Source organism: Desulfobacula sp., from assembly GCF_014237455.1.
Taxonomy (GTDB): domain Bacteria; phylum Desulfobacterota; class Desulfobacteria; order Desulfobacterales; family Desulfobacteraceae; genus Desulfobacula.
Genome location: NZ_JABZFL010000105.1, coordinates 1 through 19,610 on the forward strand (window position 1 = coordinate 1; position 19,610 = coordinate 19,610).

Here is a 19,610-nt window from a genome sequence, read left to right on the forward strand (position 1 = left end):
CCTTCATCCCGGCATGCTTGGTGATTGCTGCTGTAAGCGTAGTCTTACCATGGTCAATATGACCGATTGTTCCTATGTTCACATGCGGCTTTGTCCGCTCAAATTTCTCCTTGGCCATCTTCTTTATTCCTCCTGCCGTTGTTTTGGAGCCCATAATCGGAATTGAACCGATGAACCTCTTCCTTACCAAGGAAGCGCTCTACCGACTGAGCTACATGGGCCCAAAAATACGATTCAAATTAACTCAAATTTAACTCAAACCATTATTCCAGTAGAGATCAAAAAAAGTGGAGCGGGAGACGAGATTCGAACTCGCGACATTCAGCTTGGAAGGCTGAAGCTCTACCAACTGAGCTACTCCCGCATAGGGGAGAAACTAAAATAGCTAATTAACCCATTAACTATGTAGTAACGATCCCCCATAACAACACTTTAAGATCTCCTACACAACACACTGGTGGTGGGGGGAGGATTTGAACCTCCGAAGGCTGAGCCGTCAGATTTACAGTCTGATCCCTTTGACCACTCGGGAACCCCACCGATTTATTTTGGAGCCGATACCCCGAATCGAACGGAGGACATTCTCATTACAAGTGAGATGCTCTACCAACTGAGCTATATCGGCCCATCTTAATATCCGTAACATTTTGTCACGATAAAAAGACCGAAAGATAATATCAGAGCGAAACAAGATAATCAACTCCAAATTTTACCAATTCCTAACCACCAACTTTAAATATTTGAATCAGGGTTCCAAAAATCTTCTTTTACTCTGATTTCCTTGTCTTTTCTTTGAAATAAGCCCAATTTAACATTTAAAATAATATATTGGCTGAAAAAATATTTATAAAATCAGAGCGCCAATATTCAATATTCAATAACTTCTTAATATACACAAATAAAACAAAAATTACAAGAAGTTTTTAAGCACGCCCCACGCCCATGAAAAAGCACAAACCTGATGAGGAGGATTAAAAGACATATATATATTCTTGACTTGACACTTGACACTTGACAAGTTTTTCTTAATTTTATAATTAATCCACCAACCGTTAACGTAACAACCAAGGAATAAAATGTTTAAAACCAAACTTGCTATAATCTTAATGCTTTTTTGGGTCACAACAGGTTGTCAACACTCATACAATAAAACCACATCCGATCAATATGTTAAAAAGCAAACCATTTCTTCAAGCGTTCTGAAAACCGACACCCATTCTGATGCCCCTGATTCAAATAAAAAAGGATTGATTATCAACAGCCGTGAAGAACGAGATGACACCACAGAGTCCATCCCCATTTCAAGTTCTTCTCTGCAAAATTCCGCTCAAACAGACTCGTTAACATCAGACCTTGAAAAAGAATCGGAGCTCACTGCCCGGGAAAAAATTGACCAGGCTTTGGAACTTTGTAATTATGCCCAGCAGATGTGGGAAAAAGGCAAATTAGAGGAAGCACTGACCAACCTTGACTCTGCTTACTATTCCATACTCGAAATCGATTCGGAGAGTTATCCTGAATTCAATCAGCAAAAAGAAGACATCCGATACCTGATATCAAAACGAATTCTTGAAATTTACGCATCCCGCCAGATAGTGGTAAACGGACAACACAATGAAATCCCCATCACTCTGAATGAACATGTACAAAGAGAAATAAAAAAGCTTACCGGACCTGAACGTAAATTCTTTATACAATCCCTTGAACGATCTGAAAGGTTCAGGCCATTTATACTTTCTGAATTAAAAAAAGCCGGCCTGCCCGAAGAGATCTCCTGGCTCCCATTAATTGAAAGCGGCTTTAAAATCAGAGCCTTGTCCCCAGCCAGAGCTCTGGGTTTATGGCAGTTTATCCCTTCTACCGGGTACAAATTCGGGTTAAGCCGCAACTATTATATTGATGAACGTCTTGATCCTCACAAGGCGACCATGGCCGCTATTAGTTATCTAAAAGAGCTTCACAACCTTTTCGGAGACTGGACAACAGCCCTTGCTGCATATAATTGCGGAGAAAATAGAGTATTAAGAACCATCCGAAAACAAAGTATAAACTATCTTGATAATTTCTGGGATCTTTACCAGAATCTGCCCAGGGAAACCGCACGATATGTTCCCAGATTTTTAGCAACAATCCATATCATAAACAATCTTGACCAATATAATATCAAAATTAACACCCCCTTATTGCCCATTGCTTTTAAAACATATGAAATCAAAAAACAGGTCAGGCTCAAAGATATTGCAAAAGAAATCGGGGTAAAGGAAACTGTATTAAAAGACTTAAATCCGGAACTGAGATATGCCCTGCTACCACCGGAAACTTATCTATTAAAAATCCCTGAAAATAAAGCCCAAATTTTTCTTTCAAAAATTGATAAAATTCAGACAACGTATTCTCCCCCACCAATGGTTGTATTCCATCGCGTGAGAAGAGGAGATACCTTGTCCGGGCTCGCTAAAAAGTATAAAACCTCCGTCCGTGCCATATCAAATGCCAACCATATCAATAGATCACACAGAATCATTGCCGGCAAGGTGTTAAAAATACCCAGCAAAGCCGGCAGAGCAAAGATCAATGCACTTGCATCTCAGCGGCTGTCACCGGGGCAGAGTCTCACATACACTGTCCGGCGCGGAGATAATCTTTGGAATATTGCCAGAAAATTTGGCACTACAACAAAAAACATCATGGCTTCAAACAGGTTATCCAGCACCGCATTGAGCATTGGTCAAACCCTTCATATTACATCCAAAAAGCGATTGACAAGGGAACAATTAAAAATTGCAAAAAAAGGAACTTCTACTTATAGAGTTCGATCAGGAGACAGCCCTTTTACAATTGCAAAAAAATATAATATGAGTTTAAATCGACTCCTTGTCTTGAATCGTTTGACTAAAAGAAGTAAAATTTTTCCCGGACAAAAATTAATCGTTGAATAAACCCTGCCCCCGTAGCTCAGTGGATAGAGCATAGGATTCCTAATCCTTGAGCGCAGGTTCGATTCCTGCCGGGGGCACCACAACTATGCAGACTATATGAAAAAACATTCCTTTAAACCTGAGCTTCTGGCACCTGCCGGAAATTTTGAAAAGCTTGAAATTGCCATCCACTATGGTGCCGATGCGGTCTACCTTGCAGGCAAAGATTTCAGCCTGAGAAATTTCTCCGGCAATTTTACACAGACAGAACTATTTGATGCCGTTACCTTTGCCCACCGACATAAGGTAAAAGTCTACCTTGCCTGCAATATCTACTCAAGAAACCATGAACAAAAGGAACTTAAAACCTTTTTAACCCAAACCGGCCGACTCGGTCCGGATGCAATTATTATATCCGATCCGGGCATCGTTATGCTGGCAAAAAAAATTATCCCGGATATTGACATTCACTTAAGCACCCAGGCCAATACAACCAATCTGAATGCGGCCAGGTTCTGGCACGGCATGGGGGTAAAAAGGGTCAACCTTGCAAGAGAATTATCCCTGGACGAGATAAAAGAAATCGCTACAGGATCAAAAATAGAAACAGAAACCTTCATTCACGGTGCCATGTGTATATCATATTCCGGACGATGCCTGCTCAGTAATTTTTTAAGCGGCAGAGATAGCAACAGAGGCCTTTGCAGCCATCCCTGCCGATGGGAATACTCAGTAGTGGAAAAACTTCGCCCAAACGTTTATCATTCGCTCATGGAAGATGACAGAGGCTCATATATCTTTAACTCCAAAGATTTGTGTATGATCGAAAACATCCCTGATCTTATTGATGCCAACATAACATCATTAAAGATAGAAGGCCGAATGAAGGGGATTAACTATCTTGCTTCCGTGGTTAAAACATATAGAAATGCAATTGACTCCTACGGTGACGACCCGGATACATTTGAAATGAATCCGGATTGGCTTGCCGAGCTTTACCAGGTTTTTCACAGGGAATATTGTACGGGTTTTTATTTTAATCAACCAGATGAACAGCTGCCCAATTACAACAACATTCACCAGGGAAAAATCCACAGCTTTATTGGAAAAATAATCGGCAGCACAGAAAATCAAAGTTATACGGTGGGCATTAGAAACAAACTCTGTAGAAGTGATATAATTGAAGTCCTGTCGCCAAAAGGGCGCTCCAAACGAACAAAAATTATAGAGATGCTTGATATGAATAAAAATTCGGTTGATAGTGTCCATCCAAACACACTTGCTGTCCTTACGCTTGAAATTCAATGTCAACCCAATGATATTGTGCGCAAAATATAAGAGAAAGGATCTGAAATGATTAGAAAAGCAATACTTGATGACGTAAATACCATCCATGCCTTACTTCAACTCTATAGTAAAAAAGGAGAGCTTTTAGCCAGGCCGCTTAGCAAACTATACGACCACTTAAGAGACTTCTGGGTATTTGAAGATCCCAAGCAAAAAAAAGTAGTCGGATGCTGTGCACTGCAATTTTGCTGGGAAGATCTGGCAGAAATCCGATCCCTTGCAGTTGACCCTGATTTCACCGGTCGGGGAATTGGCTCCACGCTCACAGAAAGAGCTATCCAGGAAGCGTTTTATTTTAAAATTAAAGACCTTTTCACCCTCACCTACCGACCGATTTTTTTTGAACGGTTCGGATTTTCAACCATTGATAAGAATGTGCTTCCCATTAAAATCTGGGCAGATTGTATCGGTTGTGTCAGCTTCCCCAATTGTGATGAAATTGCCCTGCTTAAAAAATTATAAATACACCATTTTGTAGGGAATAGGAGGATGAATTAATGTGGATGGTTTGGGTAATATATGCTCCTGGGATACCGTCAGCCAGTTCGTATCAGGGTTTAACTCCCGAAGTCTTCCGCCCTCTGAGGGCAATGCATGACTGGTATAATCGTATTTTACATTTAAGATACAGATAAAAATTTTACCCTGCCGTGCAATAACATAATTTTTGGTAAACCTGTTTTGGGTAATACCTGCAGTGCCGGCCAATTTTTTTATCTCACTGTCCGGCAGTTTAACCAGGACGGATTTGCATACCCCTCTTTCATCAATCCGTAAAAGATTTCTTGATTCACTGGAAGAAACATAAATCGTTGTAATTCCAGGAAACTGTCTGAAGTATTGGGCGGCTACTATGGCTGCGGTTCTTCTCCCTCCGGACATAACTGGAACACCATAGTATTCAAACAATTTTTTTTGGAAATCTTCAGCATATTTATCTCCTTTTTCATAAAGATCTTTTGAAATATACCTTAACTCCCTGGCAAGATCCTCAGACGCTTCTGCTATGGGCCAGTCTATCCTTACATGAAAATGGGTCAAGGCATATCTTACCTTTGTCCGCTGGTTTCTTTGAATCAACAAGGCATAATCGATGGGAAGCAATGATCTTAACAATGAAAAAAAATCACCGGTCTCAAAAAACTTAAGATCCCGGTTAAAATTCTCCACATTTGGGAAATATTTATGTTTTAATAGATTATCCTTTGTCGTCTTATTGACGTCAAAGTATCGAATATATTTTTTATGTTTTTTATCGATAAAATCTTCGGAAAAAATGATTAAAAATGAATTTTGTGCATCAAACTCAACCGAAGGAATTATTGCCCGTGGTTTAAGTTCTCTTAATTCAACAAACGGATAGGGTGCCCGCAATCGAAGAAAATTATTATACGATCCCACAAGGGAGTATCCTAAAACAAATTGGTCCAGTTCATCGCGCAATACTTCATAGTAAGACCTTCTAAGTCTTTCTTCCCGGCTTAAACAATCTCTGTGCTTGCAGAACATCACACCATTTCCCTTTTATTGTCTATTCTGAAATTTTATTCCAGGGCAACCACTCCCGGGAGTTTTTTGCCCTCCATTAAATGTAAAAAAGCACCGCCGCCTGTTGAAACATAACTGACTTTATCTGCAACATTACATTTTTTTGCGGCAAGCCCGGTATCTCCCCCTCCAACAATCGAAAATGCTGAAGAATCTGCAATGGCATCCGCGACAACCCGAGTTCCTGATATAAATTTTTCCATTTCAAAAACCCCCATGGGGCCATTCCATACAATGGTTTCTGCATTCTGGATGGCTTTGGCATATCTTAGCGCCGTCTTTGGGCCAATATCCAGCGCCATCCATTGATCCGGGATCTGATCTACCAGGACTTCTTTTACCCGGGCATCTTTGTCAAACTTATCCGCACAAATAAGATCTATAGGAAGCAGAAAGTCTACTCCTTTTTCTTTTGCCTTTTTAACGATACCCACCGCTGTCTGCAAAAGATCTTCTTCAACCATTGATCCCTTAGTATCAAATCCCTGGCTTTTTAAGAATGTATTGGCCATTGCCCCGCCAATGATCAGTTTATCAACAAATTTTAGCATGTTCTCCAAGGCTGCAAGCTTGCCGGACACTTTTGCGCCACCAATTACTGCCACCAAGGGTCTTTTAGGATTTTCAACTGAATCGTAATACGATTGAACTTCTTTTTCAAGTAAAAAACCCGCCACAGATTCAGGTGCGAATTTGGGCATACCCGTAACAGATGCCTGATCCCGGTGGGAAACAGCAAAGGCATTATTCACATATACATCACAAAGAGAGGCAAGCTTCTTTGCAAATGCTTCATTATTCTCTTTTTCTTCGTTATAAAATCTTAAATTCTCTAACATCAGAATCTGACCATTATCCAGTTGACTGACCATTTTTGAGACGGTCTTGCCAATACAATCATCTGCAAACAAAACCGGGATTTCTAAAATTCGTGACACTCTTTTAGCTACCTGCGCCAGGCTGAATTTTGGGTCCCTCTTGCCATTGGGCCTGCCCATGTGAGAGGCCAGAATAATTTTTGCATTTCTTTCCAACAGGTAATAGATAAGATCCAGGGTTGCCAATATCCTGTTATCATCTGTAATATTCAATTTTTCATCAACCGGTACATTATAATCAACCCTGACAAATACTGCCTTTGATGTCACATCAACATCTCTTACGGATTTCATGGGTTCCTTCATACTTATTTTTTTATTTTTCTGTGTGTCTGTTTTTTGCGGGACCAGCGTTCAAAAAAATTTATAACACCTGATTGAGTTCCCCTTTCAATAATCTCTTCTTCCACTTTACCACCCTCTTTTGTGGCCATGGCCTGCTGAAGGCATTTTGTTTTAACCGAACAATGATAAAAGCAGTCATCCGGGGTCTGCCTTAACCCCTTATCGGTCATGGGGAATACTTTTTCAAGAACACCAAAACATTCTCGCTTTTCATTGTCTTTATTCATTTAAATTCATCAAATTCTTTATTAAATTTTGATATCAGGCCCTGAGCCGCAAAACTGTAAAACCCTTCATTTCCAATGATTATATGCTCATGCAAAATAATTCCCACATATTTTAATGCAAAAAAGAGCTTTCTTGTGATCTGAATATCACTTTCGGAAGGCTCGACATCTCCGGAAGGATGATTGTGAGCAAAAATTACGGCTGCGGCATTATGCTGCAATGCGCTTATGATGACTTCCCTCGGGTAAACCGAACTTGTTGTCAATGTTCCGGTAAAAAGGATCTTAGACGTCAGGACTCTGTTTTTGGCATCAAGAAAAATACCGGCAAATACTTCTTTTGTTTTATGTCCGATGGTGTGATTCAGGTATTCCATCAGGTCATTGGGATTTTGAACCACATCCTTTGATATGATCCTGGCTTCAAGGTATCTGTCGGCCACTTCTTTGATCAATCGGATGCCCAGACTGTTTGCCGGACCCACTCCCTGGATTTCACATAGGGATTCGTGACTTGCTGCAAGAACTGCCTGAAACGTCTTAAACCGTTTTAAAAGCAATTTTGCACTCTGTTTGCAGTCTTTTCGAGGTGTATTCAGAGAAAGCAGCAACTCTATGACCTCATAATCATGAAATCCTTGAAGGCCGCTTTCCAAAAACTTGTCCCGCAGCCTTTTTCTGTGTCCTTCTCCCTTATGAGTCGATGACTTCTTCGTCTCCATTTTCCTTATCCACGGGAAGGTCTTCCAGGTTTATATCCTCCTGATCATCTTCCTCCTCTTCAGGAAGCCGTGCGATACCGATTAATTTTTCACCGGATGACAGGTTAATCAGTCTAACACCCTGGGTATTTCTGCTGATCACATTGATGCTTTTATTGGATGTTCGAATCAGCTTTCCTTTATCTGTCACCATCATGAGTTCATCATTATCATCCACAAGGAGCAACGAGACCATTTTACCATTACGCTTTGAGGTCTTAATTGAAAAAACGCCTTTCCCGCCACGGCCCTGGATCCTGTAGTCTTCGATGAAAGACCGTTTCCCATATCCGTTTTCAGTCACCGTAAGAAGGGTATCTTCAGATTCCAGGACTTCCATTCCCACAACTCTTGAGTCCTGATCAATTCTCATTCCCCGGACACCCATGGAGCCCCTGGCTGTAGCACGGACATCACCTTCATGGAAGCGGATTACCTTACCGCCTTCTGATCCAAGGAAAATATTCATATCCCCATCGGTTATCCTGGCTGAGATCAACTCATCTCCCTCTGCAAGCCTGATCCCGATCAGGCCGCCGGATCTTCGTCTTGAATAAGCCATCAAAAGAGTTTTCTTCACCCTTCCCTTTTTAGTGGCCATGACAACATATTTATTCTCAACAAACTTATCAACGGTTAACACAGTGGCAAGCTTTTCACCTTCATCAAAATTTAACAGGTTTACAATGGCCTTTCCAAGGCTTGAGCGTCCTGCCATGGGCAGTTCATAAACTTTTGACTGGTAAACCTTTCCAAAATTGGTAATAAACAAAAAGGTGTCGTGGGTGGATGCAACAAAAAGATGTTCAACAAAATCATCAGATTTTGTTCCCATGGCGGTTTTGCCTTTTCCTCCCCTGTGCTGATTTGTATACAGGGTAATGGGGTTTCGCTTGATATACCCGCTTCTGGTCACGGTTACCACCATGTCTTCCTGGGCAATCAAATCTTCAATGCTGATTTCGGCTGTGCTTTCAACTATTTTAGTCCGTCTTTGGTCACCAAATTCCTCATCGAGCTCGGTTAATTCATCCTTAATCAGGCCCTTGACCACTTCATCGCTTGAAAGGATCTCATTATACCAGGCAATGTCCTTTAAAAGAGCATCATATTCGCTGATGATTTTTTCCCTTTCAAGCCCTGTGAGCCTTTGCAGCCGCATATCAAGTATTGCCTGGGCCTGGATGACCGTGAGATTAAATTTGGACTTCAATCCGTTCCTAGCCTCTTCAGGAGAACGCGAGGCACGGATCAGCGTCACCGCCTCATCCAGATGATCCAGAGCAATCTTCAGGCCTTCTAAAATGTGAGCCCTTTCTTCTGCCTTTCTTAAATCAAATCTTGTTCTCCGGATAATGACGATTGTCCGATGCTTGATAAAATGATTCAGGATCTCTTTTAAGGTCAGAAGCTGTGGTCTGTTATTGACAACGGCAAGAAAAATAATTCCAAAACTGGCCTGCATATTGGTGTGCTTATACAGCTGATTCATCACAACTTCGGCAATCTGATCCCTTTTCAGCCCTATGGCCATCCTCATACCGTCCCGGTCAGACTCATCCCGAACAAAGGATGCACCGGTGATAACCTTGTCCCGCATGAGCTCCGCTATTTTTTCAACTACTTTTGCCTTATTAACCTGGTAGGGAAGCTCTGTCACAATAATAGTTTCCTGACCGTTCTTTTTATTTTCCTCAACCTCAAGCTTGGCACGCAAAGTAATAATCCCCCGCCCTGTGCTATAGGCTTCATGGATTCCTTTGGTACCATAAATATGTCCATAGGTGGGAAAGTCAGGCCCGGGAATGTATTCCATCAATTCATCGGTATCCATTAAAGGATTATCAATCAATCCCTTTAGTGCTGCAATAACCTCTTTGATGTTATGCGGCGGGATATTGGTTGTCATTCCAACGGCAATACCCGTGGAACCATTGACCAGCAATGCAGGAAATTTAGTCGGTAAAACTGACGGTTCTTCAAGAGTTTCATCATAATTGGGGATAAAATCAACGGTTTCTTTTTCAAGATCGGCCAGCATCTGGTGGGCAATCTTGCGCATTCTGATTTCCGTATACCGCATTGCAGCCGGTGAATCACCATCCACAGACCCGAAGTTGCCCTGACCGTCAACCAGAGTATATCTCAAGGAAAAGTCCTGTGCCATCCGGACAATGGTGTCATATACGGCAGAATCACCATGGGGATGATACTTACCAATCACATCACCGACAATACGGGCAGATTTCTTATAGGATTTGTTCCAGTCGTTTCGCAGTTGCTGCATGGCATACAACGCACGCCTATGAACCGGTTTCAGACCGTCACGAACATCGGGCAGAGCCCTTCCGATAATAACACTCATTGCATATTCGAGATAGGATTGTTTCATCTCCTTCTCAATGCTGGTCACACTAGTATTTTTATTAATAATCAACGTTATAACTCCAATTATTTCTCTTTATGAACCTTTCCGGGTTCAACCATAAACTGAAAACTTGAAAAATATATATCTGAAAGGGTTAAAAACAGGGTGGCAATCAACGGCCCATAAATAATACCCAGCAACCCATATGTCTTAAGTCCTCCGATAATTGCAAAAAACACAATTAACGGATGCATTTTCACCCTGTCGCCCACCACTTTGGGTTTAAAAATATACTCGACTCCCCAGGAAAGCACGGCATAAAAGACAAGGACAGAAATACCTGCTACAAAATTCGATTTAAGCATCAAAATTGCCGCAGCAGGAATCAGTATAATCCCGATTCCCAAAATGGGCAAAAAGGCCAAAAAACCCATGATAACCCCCCATATAAATGGAGAATTCCATCCTAAAAACAGGAAAAGCACTCCGCCTGCAACCCCCTGAATCAATCCGCCAAGACCATTTCCAATAAGAACTGCACCTGCCATATCCTTAAATTTTCCAAAAAGTTTTTCATCGTGCTCATCCGGCAAAGGTGACAGATCAACTATGTATTTTATAAATTTATCCCCATCAATGAGCATATAAAATACCACGATCAGCATTAAACAGAAATACAGCACAATATTAAACACATTGGATGTGATAAACTTGGCCTGTTCAAATAATGAGAATCCCACAAACTTTCCAAGCTCTGAGATGGGACTGATCAGCTCATCCCAGGTCACGGCTTTTTCAATCCCTGCCTTTACCAGCAACTCATTGAACCGTTCAAGTACCTGTGTGCTTTCAAGCAGATCCTTTAACTGGTTTGAAAAAACTGCATCCCTGGCCATGGCATAAAGATTAAATGCCTCCTTGGAAAGTACCCCGAAAAAAAAGACAACCGGAATAAATACAACAAAAAAAATAAGCATACAGGTAAGAATGGATGCCGGTTTCGGTGTCAGTTTTTTTGAAAAAAACTTGAAAACCGGGTTAAAAACCCCTGTGGATACAACCCCTAATATGATGACGGCAAAAAAAGGCGCCATCAACTTGCCGGCAAGCAAAATTGCAATGCAGAACAAAGCAATAAAAAAGACAAACACCGCTCTTTGAGAAAGATTTTGCTCCAACGTTTCACCAAACCTGTTAAATTTTAAAGGAAAGGAAAGGGTAAAAAACCATGTAAAGCCGCAATATGCAAAGTAACTTGCACAACTGCGGCTTTACATAAATCAAATAATCATCTTGTTCTAGTTTCTTTTGGTTTTAACTGCTGATAATACCAAGCGCTGCCAGAACAAGAAGTATCTCAAATATAATAACTTGAACAAAACTTCCAAAAAAATGATATACAATACCGCCACCAACAATGGCCGGTACCGCCGTAAAAATTAATATGCCCAATCTTCTAGGAATATCCATAATAAAAACACCCCTTTATGCCTTTCATCCTAAACAGTTTACAACCCAATAAAACTCTGAAGTTTTTTACCATTTTAATGAATCCAAGTAAAGGACAAACTTATCTTTCTATTATCATTGCCATACCCATACCACCACCGATACACATGGAGATCAGACCTGTGGAATAGGATTTTCTTTTCATCTGGTTAATGGCCGTAACCATCTGTCTTGCCCCTGTGCATCCAATGGGATGACCCAGTGAAACCCCTGATCCCAGCTCATTGGGTCTCTCCACATCAATATTAAGCTCTCTCATGCACCCGATAGCCTGGGCAGCAAATGCTTCATTCAGTTCAATCAAGTCAATATCATCAATGCTCATACCGGTTTGTTTCAGCACTTTTTTAACCGCCGGTACAGGGCCCAGACCCATATATGCAGGATCAAGCCCGCCGGCTGAAAAACTTTTAATTTTTGCCAGTTTTTCAAGACCAAGTTCATCTGCCTTTTCTTCGGACATCAGAAGAACAGCCGCAGCAGCATCATTGATTCCGGATGCGTTTCCTGCTGTCACGCTTCCATCTTTCTTAAATGCCGGACGAAGTTTTGCCATTTTTTCCATGCTGGTTTCCATGGGACGTTCATCTTTATCAACAATGGTATCACCCTTCCAGGATTTGATTACCACGGGCACGATTTCCTGGGCAAATGTACCGTCATTCACAGCCCCCAATGCCCTATTATGGCTCAATAAGGCCAGTTGATCCTGCTCTTCCCTTGAGATACCATATTTTTCTACAATATTTTCAGCAGTAAGCCCCATATGGTATCCATAAAAAATCTCATATAATCCGTCAAATACCATCAAGTCATGGACCGGCCCGATACCGGTCAATTCCATTCGATGTCCCCATCTGGCTTTGTTCAATGCCATGGGAGCATTGCTCATGCTTTCCTGGCCGCCGGCAAGGATCACCTCTGCCTGGCCTGCCATAATGGCCTGGGCACCAAGGGCAATGGCTTTAAGGCCGGAACCGCATATTTTATTTATGGTAAAGGCAGGGCTCTGCCTTGAGATACCCGCAGCAATCATGGCCTGTCGGGCTGTATTCTGTCCCTGCCCTGCCTGAAGGACATTGCCCATAATCACTTCATCAATAAATACAGGGGCCAGGGAATCATCATAATCATATCCCTTTTTTTCAAGATCAATCATGCCCTGATCTTTTAACGTCTCCGGAGAAAATTCATTCTGGGATGCATCCACAGCAGGTTTTAATCCGACTCTTTTAAGAACATCTTTCATTACTATTGTACCTAAGTCAACCACAGGCACACTTTTCAAGGAACCGCCAAAAGATCCTACAGGCGTTCTGACACCACTGACAATAACAACATCTTTCATTTAAAGCCTCCATCAATATTGATTTTTTCATCATTAACTATTACATTTTAGCTAAACCAGTAGGATCAATAACAAAGAGACCAACAAAAAACAAGGAATTATGCATGTGTTTAATCCTCTTTGGATATAAAATTTCAAGGAAATATCCTTTAATTCTTGCTGCCAACAGGGATGAATTCTACGCAAGGCCCACCGCCCCCATGCACTTCTGGAAAGATACCCCCACCATCCTTGCCGGAAAAGATCTTGAACAGGGCGGCACCTGGTTCGGGATTCATAAAAATGGCAGATTTTCCGCCCTTACAAATTACCGGGACCCTGCCGCAATCAAACAAAACGCTCCTTCAAGGGGTGAAATTATTATTGATTTTCTTGAATCCAAAAAACCTTCTGAAACCTATTTTAATGCGGTTAAAAAAAAGGCAGGTTTATACAATGGGTTTAATCTGATTTTTGGCAGCAAAGAGGAGCTCTTCTGGTTTTCCAACCTGAAAAATACGATTGAGAAAATAAATCCAGGCATCCATGGCCTTTCCAACCGGTTTTTAGATACCCCCTGGCCCAAGGTGGCATCCGGGGAAAAAGCATTGGAACAGGTCATCAATGAAAATATCTCATCTGAGTCCCTTTTTTCCATACTCACGGATCAATCCATCCCTGATGACAGCCTGCTTCCTGATACCGGGGTGGAACTTGAATGGGAAAGAATTCTATCACCCTTGTTTATCCAAAGTGACATTTACGGCACAAGATCCTCCACTGTGATGCTGATGGATAAAGATGGCCATATCGAAATCACGGAACGAACCTATGACCCTGAAAACAACTTAAACTATTCAGACAGACATTTTGCCATCACTTCCTGAAACTTTGAGCGGATTTTCAAATTCCAAAGAATTGTCAGGGACAAAGGCCTAAACCTCACCTGACATCCATGTCCGACTCACAGGTGAAATAGCGAGTGGGAACAATCTAACGGAAGACCATGTCCGTGTTTTGTATTCAAAAGATGGTCTCCGAAATTTAAAAAGTAATAATTTTATCGCTTTCTTTAATTAAATCATAAAGATTGTTCTGGGTTCCGCTTTTATGATATCCTTCCTTCACACCGTGAAGGTCCATTAATTTGCCTCACGCCAATAACTCCCCTTCGGAAAGGGTAAATATTTTGGATAACTCTATAAGTGGGAATTGGCTGGAGTCCAGTTCTTCATATTTAACGGATGGTCCATTAAGAAAGATAGTGACATCTTCCATTCCTTCAAGCATTATATTGGCTAATCTAAAAGCATTCCATATTATTTCAGGAATATCTTGACAGATAACCATTGCGATTTTCATAAATGATCCCTTTAATTCTTTTTGTGTGTCTGATTGATAGATTGAAACGTATTTTCAGTTTCTCCACAATTATTAATCTATATTTCTTTGCTATGCTTTAAAAACTTTCTCACAAAATTCCTGAATCCTTTCCGTTCGTAGGCAAACGCTTCCTGCAGGGTGACATGGTTTTTATACTTGATCAAGTCTTTTACAACGCCCAGCATCTCCTGATTTACAGCGCAAATTTCTGTTGATATCTGTTTAGCGCGGGGTATGAGTTCCTCATGAGGGACTACCTCATTTACAAGACCGCAGTGCATGGCTTTTTCGGCAGAAATAAATTGACAGGTAAAAGACAGTTGTCTGGCCATTCGCTGACCCACTGCCTGCTGTAGAAGCTGGGTCATGCCCCAACCCGGATGAATCCCCACTTTTGCATGGGTATCAGCAAAAGAAGCCCGTTCCGAAGCAATAAGAAAATCACAGTTCAACGCTATCTCAAAACCGCCTGTAATGGCATGACCATTGATAGCCCCGATTATGGGCTTTTTACACTCTTCAATGATATCCGGAAAGTCTTTCCCATCGCCTCGGGGATCAAAAAGATTCTCTGTTTTAATCACAGACAGATCAATCCCCGCACAAAATGATTTGCCGTTTCCGGTGATAATAGCGACCCGGATCTTATCATTGGTTGAGACCTCATCAAGATAATTATAAAGATGTATTAGAAGTTCCCGGTTAATGGCGTTACGTTTCTCTGGTCGATTCAAAGTAATCGTGGCTATGCCTTCTTTAGTTTCAAACAATACCGGTTTTCCCATATTCCCTGTTTCCTTCTTTGGTTTGAATTTTTATTTTTGTATAACAATTATTAGTCAACAAAACGGGTTGACATTACTTATATCAGGAAAAATACCAAAAAAGGGGGATCATCACAACGAAAAGAATGGTGATACCCATTAAAGTTGACAAATCCTATATTTTACGCAACACTTGCGAAAACCTGATTTTGAATAAGGATTTCTTTTGCTATGGAACGAAGAGTTGTTGTTGCGGGATGGGGCCAGATCACTCAGCCGAAAGAATTGAACAGCACACCGCAGGGTCCCATGGGATTGATGAGCAAAGCATCCCAAAGAGCCGCTGAAAGGATGGACTCAGGGAAGGTTCTGATGAATCTGGATGGGATCATGGTCGTCCGGACATTAAGCCGCTACTACACATCGCCTGCCAGACAGCTTGCCCAAAGATTGGGCGCCACACCAAAATTCACCCATGTTTCCGGGATTGGCGGTAACTCTCCCCAGACGATGATCAACATTGCTGCCGGCATGATTGCCCGCAATGAACTGGATTCTGTTCTTGTTGCGGGTGCTGAAGCCTACGTTCAAAGAAATAAAAATTCAAAAAGACTTGAAATCGCCTTGTTCAGAGGCATACCAGAAGATTACGCCGGAGATGATTTTATCGGTTCTACCCCTTTGGAAAATCAACATGGTATTGAACATCCCATACAGGGGTTTCCGCTTTTTGAGACTGCACTATGGGCCGCATCCGGCATGGATCTGCAACCTTACCTGATGAAAATCGGAAAGATGTGGTCTGAATTCAGCAAGGCGGCTGTGGATCATCCTTATGCCTGGACGAAATCCATGAAAACCCCCGGGGAAATCATCACACCCGGCCCGACCAACAGGCCCGTTGCCTTCCCCTATACCAAGTTCATGAATTCATTTGTTACGGTTGATCAGGGTGCGGCAATAATATTGATGTCGGAAGAGACAGCTAAAAAATATTCACAAAAGGAGCGGCAAATCGTCTATTTCCTTGGCGGAGGGTATGCTGAAGACCGGCAGCGATTTATGATTGAAAAATCTGACTTCACATCAAGCCCGCCTTTAAAAATCGCTGTTGAAAAAGCATTGGCAAGATCCTGCATGCCCTTGGAAAGTCTGGATTGTTTTGATCTTTATTCATGCTTTCCCTGTGCTGTTTCCATAGCAAAAAAAATGATCGGGATAAAAGAGGATGACCCCAGATCACTCACCCTGACCGGGGGACTTGGCTTTTTTGGAGGCCCTGGTAATAATTACAGTCTCCACGGGGTGGCAACTCTTGCTGAAAAGATTTCCATTGGAGAAAAATCAAACGGCCTTGTCACGGCTCTTGGCTGGTTTATGCATAAACATGCGGCCGGCGTCTATGGGTCTGAGCCTTCAAAGGGCGAACTCAAAAATCATGATATAACAGATCAGAAAGATTGTTTTGCCGGAGATGATCCAATAATAATCAAACGTCAGGTCAACGGTCCGGGAACCATTGAGACCTATACTATTATCTACTCATTGGACCAAAAACCTTTGTATGCTGTGCTTTATGGAAAAACCCGGGACAATTTCAGATTTATAGCCAGAACACAAAGTCATCCGGATATCTTTAAACAGCTCACATTAAAAAACAGGGTTGGACAAAAAGTAAATATTCGCTTTGATTCTTCCAAAAACATGAATATTGCCGATTTGGCATAATAATTTCCGATCCTAAAGTCCTAAAAATTCTTTAACCCATTCATTTTTGGGGGTTTGGACAAGTTCATCCGGTGTGCCTTTCTGCTCAATTTTCCCTTGCTTCATGATAATAATCATATCGCCTGCCGCAAAAGCTTCTTCATGGTCATGGGTGACAAAAATCGTCGGGATGTTGAGCATTGAAATAATGTCGGTCAGTTCTTTTAAAAGACGTTTTCTTAATATTCTGTCAAGGGAGCTTAACGGTTCGTCCAGCATCAGCAGGCTGGGCTGGGGGGCCAGTGTTCTGGCTAGGGCAACCCTCTGGCGTTCACCGCCGGAAAGATCATCAACATGTCGAATTCCAAAACCTTCAAGGCCTGTCAGCAAAAGCATCTCTTTGACCCGTGATGCTATTGCTGCTTTATCCATGCCTTTCATTTTCAGGCCAAACGCAATATTATTAAACACATTCAGATGAGGAAACAGGGCAAATTCCTGGAACATCATACCAAAATTTCTTTTATGGGCAGGGCAGTCATTCATCGACTTCCCGTTAAACAGAATAGTGCCTGAATCCGGATTTTCCAGCCCGGCGATGAGTCTCAATAGTGTGGTTTTCCCGCTTCCGGAAGGACCAAGGACAGACAGTTTTGCACCCGGCTGCAGCCTTAAATTAATGTCTTTTAAGATAAGACTTCCATCATCAAATTTTTTATTGATATCTTCAAGGACAAGCTCGTTTTCCATTAGAATCCTTCTGAATTTCCTATTCTAAAATTTTCAATCAAAATAAAACCGATTGCCGTCACTATCATTAACAGGGTTGAAATGGCCATGGCCTGTCCATAATTCATGGCTCCCGGCTGACCTAAAAATCTGTAAATGGCAACAGGGATGGTGGGTGTTTCAGGCCTTGCCGTAAAAATGGTCGCCCCGAACTCCCCCAGGCTGATGGTAAAGGCAAAGATGGCTCCAGCCACAAGCGCCTTTGAAATAAGCGGCAGATCAATGGCCTTAAATATTTTTAAAGGAGAGGCTCCCAGCATGGATGCGGCATCGGTAAGCTGTTCAGGAATTGATCTTAACGCCGGCAGGATTGATCTTAAGACAAAGGGGAACCCGACCAGGGCATGGACAATGGGAATTAAAAAAATAGAGGTTCTTAAATTTAATGGCGGCTTATCAAGGGTTATAATAATCCCAAACCCTAACGTCACAGCCGAAGTAGATAAGGGCAGCATAAAAATAGGATCAAAAAATGATGTCAATTTATTGTCTATCTTCCGGTCACAGAACCGGATGAAAAAAGCCGCACACACGCCTGTTATAACAGCAATCACCAGGGCTGATCCTGCAAACAGAAAAGAATATTTGATGGCATGAACCGGCGGGATATAGAATATGGAGTCTGAAGGATTCTCAAAAAGTGCTTTATAAAAAATAAATGATAATTGATTGTTATGGGTCAATGACTGCATCACAAGGGCCAGTAACGGGACAACACATAACCCGATGATAAAGATGATAACACTTGCGATCATCATTTTTTCCCACAGAAGAACCGGTTTTCTAAGATTCGCCTGTTCAGCATCAGGAGAAAATCTGGCAGCTCTTTTTGTGAACGAGGTATAGATCCACATCAAGGCAAAAGTAAACCCGATTTGAATTAACGACAGAAAAGATGCCAGGGGAAGGTTAAACAAATGGGCAGCCTGTCTGTATATTTCTGCTTCAATCGTAGAGAATCCAGGCCCCCCGAGAATCAGAATAATCCCAAAGCTGGAGAAGCAGAAAATAAACACCAGAGTTGATGCTGCAAATATGGCAGGTTTCAGTAAGGGAAGGGTGATCGTCAGGAATACCTGCCAGGGATTGGCTCCCAGCACTATGGCGGCCTCCCTGATTCGACCCTGGAGAGAAGACCAGAACCCTGTAATGATCCTTAGCATCACCGAAAAATTATAAAAGACATGGGCCAGAAGGATTAATGCCAGCGGATGTTCAAGCTTTAATCCAAAAAAAAATCCATTTTTTCCAAAGCAGGCCTGAAGTGCTACCGCCACAACAATCGCAGGAAGGACAAATGGAATTGACGCCAGAATTTTAATTATTTTTTTTCCTTTAAATGCATAATGGGACAGAACAAAGGCGCAGGGCAGTGCGCAAATAAGGGTTAACAAAGTTGAAAGCCCTGCCTGCCAGAAGGTAAACCAAATGATTTTTAGCATTCTTGGTGAGGCAAATACCTGATCCAGAAAAAAGAGATCTATTTTTCCTTTCTGAAAAAAACTCTTTATAAAAATCCCGGACAAGGGATAAAAATAAAAAACAAGAAAAAAACAGATCGGAACCAGCCCGGCAAGAGCATACGGATGGATATGTATTCTCTTTTTTACTGGAGTACTTCTTCTGTCCATTCCCTGATCCAGACATCTCTTTTGGTGTCAATTAACTGGGGTTCCAAAAATGCGGGTTCCTTTGTTATGCGGGCATGTTTTTTAAACACATCCGGCAGTTCGACATTT

Annotated in this window: 18 protein-coding genes and 5 tRNA genes; 6 read left to right on the top strand and 17 right to left on the bottom strand. The window is 41.8% G+C overall.

The annotated features are described in order from the left end of the window. From HGJ91_RS15495 to HGJ91_RS15515, 5 genes are all read right to left on the bottom strand, one after another. Positions 1–118, bottom strand: a 118-nt coding sequence (locus HGJ91_RS15495) for a GTP-binding protein (protein ID WP_291346412.1), incomplete at its 3' end; no start/stop codon positions are given. Between the two features lie 26 nt (positions 119–144). Next, positions 145–221: transfer RNA gene (locus tag HGJ91_RS15500), tRNA-Thr, on the bottom strand. A gap of 67 nt (positions 222–288) precedes the next feature. After that, positions 289–364: transfer RNA gene (locus HGJ91_RS15505), tRNA-Gly, on the bottom strand. 91 nt (positions 365–455) lie between these two features. Further along, a tRNA-Tyr gene (locus tag HGJ91_RS15510) sits at positions 456–540 on the bottom strand. A gap of 9 nt (positions 541–549) precedes the next feature. Next, positions 550–625 (bottom strand) — tRNA-Thr (locus tag HGJ91_RS15515). Between the two features lie 451 nt (positions 626–1,076). Between HGJ91_RS15515 and HGJ91_RS15520 the strand changes: the two genes are divergently transcribed. The 4 genes from HGJ91_RS15520 to HGJ91_RS15535 all read left to right on the top strand — a co-directional run bounded on the left by HGJ91_RS15520 (position 1,077) and on the right by HGJ91_RS15535 (position 4,727). Further along, positions 1,077–2,939 carry a LysM peptidoglycan-binding domain-containing protein gene (locus HGJ91_RS15520; RefSeq protein ID WP_291348756.1) on the top strand — a complete coding sequence of 621 codons (1,863 nt, stop codon included), beginning with the start codon at positions 1,077–1,079 and terminating at the stop codon, positions 2,937–2,939. A gap of 5 nt (positions 2,940–2,944) precedes the next feature. Next, positions 2,945–3,019: transfer RNA gene (locus HGJ91_RS15525), tRNA-Arg, on the top strand. Between the two features lie 16 nt (positions 3,020–3,035). Continuing rightward, positions 3,036–4,256, top strand: coding sequence for a U32 family peptidase (locus HGJ91_RS15530; protein WP_291348757.1), 1,221 nt, complete (start codon positions 3,036–3,038; stop codon positions 4,254–4,256). 15 nt (positions 4,257–4,271) lie between these two features. Then, positions 4,272–4,727 carry an N-acetyltransferase gene (locus HGJ91_RS15535; protein WP_291348758.1) on the top strand — a complete coding sequence of 152 codons (456 nt, stop codon included), beginning with the start codon at positions 4,272–4,274 and terminating at the stop codon, positions 4,725–4,727. On the opposite strand, the gene HGJ91_RS15540 is transcribed toward HGJ91_RS15535, so the two are convergent. The 8 genes from HGJ91_RS15540 to HGJ91_RS15575 all read right to left on the bottom strand — a co-directional run bounded on the left by HGJ91_RS15540 (position 4,722) and on the right by HGJ91_RS15575 (position 13,249). Beyond that, positions 4,722–5,774, bottom strand: a complete 1,053-nt coding sequence (locus tag HGJ91_RS15540) for a hypothetical protein (RefSeq protein WP_291348759.1) — start codon at positions 5,772–5,774, stop codon at positions 4,722–4,724. The two genes, HGJ91_RS15535 and HGJ91_RS15540, sit on opposite strands and share 6 nt — an antisense overlap. A 35-nt stretch (positions 5,775–5,809) precedes the next feature. After that, positions 5,810–6,985, bottom strand: a complete 1,176-nt coding sequence (gene pgk, locus HGJ91_RS15545; protein ID WP_291348760.1) for a phosphoglycerate kinase — start codon at positions 6,983–6,985, stop codon at positions 5,810–5,812. Between the two features lie 14 nt (positions 6,986–6,999). Continuing rightward, on the bottom strand, positions 7,000–7,263 hold the full coding sequence (locus tag HGJ91_RS15550; RefSeq protein WP_291348761.1) for a hypothetical protein: 264 nt from the start codon (positions 7,261–7,263) through the stop codon (positions 7,000–7,002). Further along, positions 7,260–7,985 carry a DNA repair protein RadC gene (radC, locus tag HGJ91_RS15555; RefSeq protein WP_291348762.1) on the bottom strand — a complete coding sequence of 242 codons (726 nt, stop codon included), beginning with the start codon at positions 7,983–7,985 and terminating at the stop codon, positions 7,260–7,262. Before radC ends, HGJ91_RS15550 begins: the two co-directional genes overlap by 4 nt. After that, positions 7,957–10,461, bottom strand: a complete 2,505-nt coding sequence (gyrA, locus tag HGJ91_RS15560; protein WP_291348763.1) for a DNA gyrase subunit A — start codon at positions 10,459–10,461, stop codon at positions 7,957–7,959. Before gyrA ends, radC begins: the two co-directional genes overlap by 29 nt. Before the next feature lie 14 nt (positions 10,462–10,475). Then, entirely contained in the window at positions 10,476–11,570 is a 1,095-nt protein-coding gene (locus HGJ91_RS15565) for an AI-2E family transporter (protein WP_291348764.1), read from the bottom strand. A 136-nt stretch (positions 11,571–11,706) separates the two neighbouring features. Continuing rightward, complete coding sequence (locus HGJ91_RS15570) at positions 11,707–11,862, bottom strand: hypothetical protein (protein ID WP_291348765.1); 156 nt, start codon at positions 11,860–11,862, stop codon at positions 11,707–11,709. Between the two features lie 100 nt (positions 11,863–11,962). Then, positions 11,963–13,249: an acetyl-CoA C-acetyltransferase gene (locus HGJ91_RS15575; protein ID WP_291348766.1), complete on the bottom strand. Its 1,287-nt coding sequence runs from the start codon at positions 13,247–13,249 to the stop codon at positions 11,963–11,965. Between the two features lie 104 nt (positions 13,250–13,353). Between HGJ91_RS15575 and HGJ91_RS15580 the strand changes: the two genes are divergently transcribed. After that, positions 13,354–14,115: an NRDE family protein gene (locus HGJ91_RS15580; RefSeq protein ID WP_291348767.1), complete on the top strand. Its 762-nt coding sequence runs from the start codon at positions 13,354–13,356 to the stop codon at positions 14,113–14,115. 265 nt (positions 14,116–14,380) lie between these two features. Here HGJ91_RS15580 and HGJ91_RS15585 read toward each other — a convergent pair whose 3' ends face one another. Further along, on the bottom strand, positions 14,381–14,590 hold the full coding sequence (locus HGJ91_RS15585; RefSeq protein WP_291348768.1) for a hypothetical protein: 210 nt from the start codon (positions 14,588–14,590) through the stop codon (positions 14,381–14,383). Between the two features lie 77 nt (positions 14,591–14,667). Further along, entirely contained in the window at positions 14,668–15,396 is a 729-nt protein-coding gene (locus HGJ91_RS15590; protein WP_291348769.1) for an enoyl-CoA hydratase, read from the bottom strand. A 210-nt stretch (positions 15,397–15,606) separates the two neighbouring features. Between HGJ91_RS15590 and HGJ91_RS15595 the strand changes: the two genes are divergently transcribed. Beyond that, a complete protein-coding gene (locus HGJ91_RS15595) occupies positions 15,607–17,103 on the top strand; it encodes a hypothetical protein (protein WP_291348770.1) in 1,497 nt (498 codons plus the stop codon). Positions 17,104–17,115: 12 nt separating this feature from the next. Here HGJ91_RS15595 and HGJ91_RS15600 read toward each other — a convergent pair whose 3' ends face one another. Continuing rightward, complete coding sequence (locus HGJ91_RS15600; protein ID WP_291348771.1) at positions 17,116–17,832, bottom strand: ABC transporter ATP-binding protein; 717 nt, start codon at positions 17,830–17,832, stop codon at positions 17,116–17,118. Beyond that, a complete protein-coding gene (locus HGJ91_RS15605; protein WP_291348772.1) occupies positions 17,832–19,502 on the bottom strand; it encodes an iron ABC transporter permease in 1,671 nt (556 codons plus the stop codon). Before HGJ91_RS15605 ends, HGJ91_RS15600 begins: the two co-directional genes overlap by 1 nt. Positions 19,503–19,610 lie beyond the last annotated feature (108 nt).